This is a genomic window from Collinsella sp. HCP3S3_E5, from assembly GCF_052067635.1.
Lineage (GTDB): Bacteria > Actinomycetota > Coriobacteriia > Coriobacteriales > Coriobacteriaceae > Collinsella.
This window is the reverse complement of sequence record NZ_JBQHQF010000040.1, coordinates 1-5,895: the sequence shown is the minus strand read 5'-3', so window position 1 is coordinate 5,895 and position 5,895 is coordinate 1. Positions and strand designations below refer to the sequence as shown.

Here is a 5,895-nt window from a genome sequence, read left to right as displayed (position 1 = left end):
GACATGCCGGGGGCGGACCGGGACGGGTTAACGGCAGGCCCCGCCGACCGATTGCAAGCGGTCGGCGGGGCCATTGTGGCTCTTGACAGCGGATTGGGTCATATGAGCGAAGCCCGTGCGGTCGATAACTCTCTGTTCATGAAGGTCATCTACCTTTCAATTCTTGGCGCAAGCACATTTCTAGCATTGGGCATGATTCGAAGAGCTGTAGGAAAACAGGAGGGAAACAAAAATGTTTTGTCCTAGTTGCGGAGCGAATAACCCGGACGGAGTGGCATTTTGCGGGTCTTGTGGCAAGCCTATGCCAGAAGTTCCCCGCAAGGATACCTTTATCTCGTATTGTCCACGATGTGGTGCAAGGCTTGATCCGGGCGCTTTATTTTGTGGCGAATGTGGACAGCAGTTGGGAAAAAACGGCAAACCGTCTCACAAGCCAAGCCCCAGCCTTGTGCCAAGCTCGCAATCGATCCATAAGGTGCAATTCAATAAAAAACTCGTTCTGCCTGTTGTTGCCGCGGTGATTGTTGTTGTTGCGATTTGCGCTTTCGGCAATTTCGTTGGGGGCGGCGGTGGACGAGGAACCGCCAATGAGATGGCCCAGACGCTCAATGACCCATTGAATAAGGTGTTTTCGAGCGGTGCTGATGAGGATTCGATTCGAGAATTCGCGGAGGCTTATGTTGACGGCTTTCCGCCTGAGGTTATTAATGCTGAGCTCCAAAATAGCAACATGACCAAAGAGGACATTATCGATATGGCGGAAGATTCATTCAAATATGGAATGGGTTCCGTGTCTTCCGTTGCAGATTATCTCGACAAAATGGACGTTAATGCAACAATCAAGCTTGGTGATCAGCTTGATTCGGATGATGTCGACAGCATTAATGACAAGATAAGTGAATATGGCATTGATGATCAGGTAACGGCTGGATATAAGCTTGGGGCTGATGTTACGGTCACTGCCCTGGATGATTTACCTGCCTTGAAGAAGGGGGAGACCAAGAGCAGTGATGTTGCGAGTCTTGGTGTCTATACGATAAAGATCGGTAACAAATGGTATCTATGGATGCCGCAATTCAATTGGTAACTGTTCGCTATCGCTATAGGTGTTTGATATGAAGTGCCCGAGGTGTGGCTCGATTATGGGTCCCGGAAAGAAATTCTGCATACATTGTGGGTGCGCCGTTGACGACGAGCGTTCGCATGAGATTCCCGCTCAGAGTGTTCGCAAATCTAGGCAAAAGAGTACGCATATCGTGCTCGGAGTGTTGACCGTAGTCGCGCTGGCGATCGCTAGCGCATTCATGGCGGGTGTGAACGACGGGGGGAAGACATTGCTTTCACATCTGTTTTCGGGCGATAGCGATGCCGTTCGCATTGTCCGATATGGTGGGAGCGATGACCTATGCGTTAATCCCGATACTAAGATTGTCGTATGTGGTTCTGACGGGGAACCAATTGACGACGGTGCCGTGCAGCTTATACCGCGTGGCGGTGCGGCGGTCGGGGATAGGGACAATGCAGTTTTGAGTCTAAAGCAAGGAGGTTCATTCTCATTCGATGGCTTTTCTGGCATCGCGCTTGGAGACTATTGTATGAGGGTCTTTGAGGGAAGCCAGCGCAAGGAGGCGTATGAATATGCTCATATCGTCATCGATGTGAAAGATGAAGCGGGTGAGCCTGATTCCATTCGTTTTAAACCTGCGGACGGCATAGGGGGGCTCAAGCAGGTTAGACATTATGGAGTCGAAGAGACAAAACAGACAGTAAATGTTTCATATACGAAAGGAAGCGAGACCCATGGTTACTCGAATCAGTGGGTGTATGTCCAGATAACCGAAGATAACGACGATATTTCTTCATGGGCGATTAACCAGAGACTCAAAGAGCGGTTTGATGCTGCGGGTGAGAATGCTAGAAACTGGACGGAGACAAGCGGCGATCCTCTTGAGACTGGATACGCCCAGAGTGCTGTCATGCTTGACCAGTTGCGGGAGTTAGCTTCCATAAAATGCTCATTTACTTATGGCGATGAGTCGGGTGACGAATCAAGCGCCATGACCGGTAGTTTTTTTGATATTCAAACAGGTGACCCCGTTTCGCCCGAAAGTTATTTCGGCATAACGCAAGAAAATCGCAACGCGAAGGCGCAAGCGGCAATTAAGAGATATGCAGAGTCGAACGGAATCGATATCGATGCGGTGGATATTCAGTCTGTGGTTTGCGATGACGCTTCCTACCTTGTTGAGGCGGACGATCTATATGTGATTTTGAATCCAAGCATGAGCGGAGAGGCAACCGCTCAACTCTTGCCGCTTGGTGTACGAAAAATCGGCGATCAGGGCAAAAAGTGACGAAACGAGCAAGAAATAAAGGATTGAATTATGTATTGCACCTCATGCGGAAAAGAGATTTCTGAAGGAAAGAAATTTTGTCCACAGTGCGGAGCTCCCCTTGGGGCAAAAGCGGTCATGAAATACGAAGAGACTCAAAAGATGGATGTTTTGCCGGATGGCGAGAGTGGACATCGTCCTGAGGAGGAAGGGCCGGGTGAGACAATCAGGCGGAAAAGAATTGTCGTGGGTGGCGTGATCATTGCGCTTTTTGTGCTATTTGGTGCCGGTGTTATTTACTATAGCGGGACGACAGGTGAATCGTCTGATTTTTCTCCATCTATATCATCTGTGTCATATGGCCGTTCTAAAACGGTAAGAATTGCTCCCGATGCAAAGATAGCGCTGTACGGTAAAGATGGCGAGAAGCTCAAGGACTACGACCTGAGCGTGACTGATTCTGATGGAGTGACGACTACCCATCATGTTGATGGGGATGAATTTTCTCCCACTCAACTGGGTTTGACATCGGGTGGTTATACGATTTCGACGAAGGACCCCTCTACAAACGCAAATCTTAAGGCCGATGTGTCAGTGACAAATGGCGGCAACGTGAATGTCGAGTTCAAGCCATCCGACAAAGATGATACAAAGGCGGATGACCGGAAGTCTGACGGAACGAAAGATAAAGGTGATAACAAGGGAAAACTGTCCGTATCGGAAAAATATAAGCTGTATCTAGATAAAGTCGAAGAACTTGAGAAGAAGTACGGTAAAGCTCGCTATTTTGAGATGTCGAGTGGTGATGACTGGCGTGCGGCATCGTGCGATGGTGTTGGATTTATCGATCTGGTCGATCTTGACGGTGACGGCTTTGAGGAGCTGGTGGTTGTCCACCCGATAGACGCAAAGGATATAGTGGGCGATGACTATGCCAATATGATGGACGGACAGTATTACCTGAAAACCATCGAAGTCTGGACGGTGGACGGCAGTCAGCTTAAGCAAATAGGCAGCTTCAATGTATACCCTACGGTTGAGGGCGCAAGCTACCTATATGTTTTAGACGGAATTGATAAACGTCCAACAACGATGTTGCTTGCACAGTCGATGTATATGGCTGATGATATAAGAACGTTTGAGAATTTTGTCGTTACAGCCGATAAAGAGGGAAAGCTCGCTGCAACGGTTTTCACTACAATGACACCGTCGGCGAGTGCCGATGGCGGTCAATCGTCTACGTATAGAGTAAATGGTGAAGAGATTAGCCAGGAAGAAGAACCAGACAAATGGAATGAGGTTACGGGTCTTGGGTATTCAAGCGGCTTGGGCGCTGGGAAGTATTTTCGATTAAACGGGACTGAGTATGACAGCGCTGGCGAGTCGAATGGGCAGGTGGACAATGAGAAAACCTATTCGATAAAAGAAACGGTTGAGTTCGCGAACCAGCAAAGGGACCTGCTTGAGTCAAAGGCCAAAGGTAAATAATCGCTGCGCTATCTGCACATCGCTCCGCCTCGTGTCTGAAAAGAGACACGAGGCGTTTTTCTTTAGCGACAGTAATTAGCAATTGATAATGCGTCATCGGGAGTGTGATAGAAAAATAAACCCAAAATCAATGCAAAGGCGTTCCGCCATTTGGAGGATGACGATATGTTTCGCGGCTTAAGTGTTTCATATTCTGCCCTTAGAGACGGTGAGCTTTAGTATGGCTAGCTACGTCTTTATTAAGGACAAGCTTGTAGCTCGAGCTGAACATGAAGCTGTGCCCCATGCGGGGGAAATGTTCGAGTTAGAGTCTGCGTTGAAGGATTTGCAGAAACAGAGATCTGGGCTGGCGGTTGATTTTGCGGAATCGGTTATTTCGAAATCAGCCAAATAAAGAAACTACAAGCGCTGTTTAGTATTCCAATGGAGCGTATCAACCTAAACGAGCAGGCGATGGCAGCGGTAGTGTCGAGAAAGTTGGTGTGGAGCCCGATCAAAAGCGAGTCGGCCCTGCGTCCTGGAATCTGAAATACGGTTGATATCCTATGCCTCCTCGATGTCTGCGTCCAGGCTCGAGGCGATGGCGCTCACCTGGTCCTTCGAGAGCCTGGAGACGCCCATCTTCTCGGCCACCCTCTGCACCTTGCGGGTGCTCGTGCCCGTGGCGTACATCTCGGCGACGGCGGCAACGAGGGCGCGGTCGACGCGCCGGTGGCGCTCGAGCACGTCCTCCGGGAAGAAGCTGCCGGAGCGCAGCTTGGGGATGCGCAGCGTCAGCGTGCCGCCGCAGGTGGCGAGCAACCTCTCGCGGTAGCCGTTTCGGCTGTTCGCCCCGCCACCGCAGGGCCAGTCGGCCTCGGCGTCCATCACGGCGTTCACGACCTGCTCGGCGAGCCTGCGGAGCAGCTCCTGCATGTCGATGGCGCCGTCGTCGAAACGGGGCATGGCGAGCATGTCCGGCGTCGGGTCTGATAAGATTCCCATAGCGGTCTTCGTCCTTTCCTAGAACCTGTTGTTGTGGTGATTTCAGATTCTAGGACGAAGGCCGTTCTTCGTTAAACGGGCGCTAGGGTGTCACCCTTACACCAACATTTTCGACGCGATCGACTTGAAGATGACTATCAGGTTCTAGTGGATGCATTATGCGACGATATCATTAAAAGCGAAGGTGAAGATGAAATACGGTTGAGTATTGAGCAGCGAACTGACGTGCTGATAGACATCAAGGAGAGTCAGCGCCTCTGCTATGCCCAAATTGAAGATTTGATACCTAGGCGTCATCCCTACACGGTCCCGCCGATGGAAAAACGTCCCAATTGCTGCGATGAAATCGAGTGTGAATGCTGCGGCACTAAAAACGAGATAGATGTTCAATTCTGTACAAATTGCGCTAGTCCTATTGATATTGGCGACATATGGAGTTATTGCAAGAAGTGTAGGGTTGCATACAGTAGAGAGATCAACTTTTGTCCTGAATGCGGCTCAGCAATAACCGTTGAGATTAAACGTAAAAGGAAATAGCGTCTCGTTGCTATATGCTTGCCCTTACGCGTGAAAGCGTAATTGGTGACATGCCCAAAAATGATGAGATGCGCGAATGGGGGACCCTGTCGATAACCCCCGGATACTCCTCGAGAAACCATTTGTAGCGGTCACGAGCTGGTAGCAGCCTAAGCGCGGATTCGGTTTTATAATGATCGTGCCAAGCCCTTGATAGATATCGGTTAATGAGAGTTGCAAGTCCTGGATTATATTGCGCTTTATTTTGAACATCGCTTATCTCAAGAAGAACGAGCGTGCAGTCTGTTAAAGCTTCAATATAAGTCGGGGATGGAATGTCAAACTCGGGGCTAGGCATTACAGGCATGCCCGGCTCCGCCATTATGCAGTCAGTGATTTCCGAACCATCGCTTTGTAGAGAATACGAACAGGCTACTCCTTGTTTTAAAAGGTAAAACCATTTTAATATGAGAAAGCCATTGTCAATAGGCGTGTTTGTTCGAGCCCGGTTTTAAACCGGGCTTTTTCGTTTCCCGTCGGGAGGGCCCGCGCACGCTGCACGTTTAGTCGACGC

General features: G+C 49.7%; 7 protein-coding genes and 1 pseudogene. 6 read left to right on the top strand and 2 right to left on the bottom strand.

From position 1 onward, the window contains the following. The 5 genes from ACTM82_RS08740 to ACTM82_RS08720 all read left to right on the top strand — a co-directional run. On the top strand, positions 1 to 246 hold a 246-nt coding region (locus tag ACTM82_RS08740), incomplete at its 5' end, for a hypothetical protein (protein WP_441088544.1). Then, complete coding sequence (locus ACTM82_RS08735; protein WP_441055824.1) at positions 233 to 1,087, top strand: zinc-ribbon domain-containing protein; 855 nt, start codon at positions 233 to 235, stop codon at positions 1,085 to 1,087. The genes ACTM82_RS08740 and ACTM82_RS08735, both read left to right, overlap by 14 nt. A gap of 55 nt (positions 1,088 to 1,142) precedes the next feature. After that, on the top strand, positions 1,143 to 2,354 hold the full coding sequence (locus ACTM82_RS08730; protein WP_441055822.1) for a hypothetical protein: 1,212 nt from the start codon (positions 1,143 to 1,145) through the stop codon (positions 2,352 to 2,354). 30 nt (positions 2,355 to 2,384) lie between these two features. After that, positions 2,385 to 3,821, top strand: coding sequence for a zinc-ribbon domain-containing protein (locus ACTM82_RS08725; RefSeq protein WP_441055820.1), 1,437 nt, complete (start codon positions 2,385 to 2,387; stop codon positions 3,819 to 3,821). Positions 3,822 to 4,041: 220 nt separating this feature from the next. Then, the gene (locus tag ACTM82_RS08720) at positions 4,042 to 4,215 is read left to right on the top strand and encodes a hypothetical protein (RefSeq protein ID WP_441055818.1); all 174 of its coding nucleotides are present in this window, start codon (positions 4,042 to 4,044) and stop codon (positions 4,213 to 4,215) included. 155 nt (positions 4,216 to 4,370) lie between these two features. Here the strand turns inward: ACTM82_RS08720 and ACTM82_RS08715 are convergent. Together ACTM82_RS08715 and ACTM82_RS08710 are read right to left on the bottom strand one after the other, a co-directional pair. Next, positions 4,371 to 4,775, bottom strand: a pseudogene (locus tag ACTM82_RS08715) (transposase); the annotation flags it as partial. Positions 4,776 to 4,961: 186 nt separating this feature from the next. Beyond that, positions 4,962 to 5,195, bottom strand: a complete 234-nt coding sequence (locus tag ACTM82_RS08710) for a hypothetical protein (RefSeq protein WP_441055830.1) — start codon at positions 5,193 to 5,195, stop codon at positions 4,962 to 4,964. Between ACTM82_RS08710 and ACTM82_RS08705 the strand changes: the two genes are divergently transcribed. Beyond that, a complete protein-coding gene (locus tag ACTM82_RS08705) occupies positions 5,121 to 5,342 on the top strand; it encodes a double zinc ribbon domain-containing protein (protein WP_441055828.1) in 222 nt (73 codons plus the stop codon). The two genes, ACTM82_RS08710 and ACTM82_RS08705, sit on opposite strands and share 75 nt — an antisense overlap. Positions 5,343 to 5,895 lie beyond the last annotated feature (553 nt).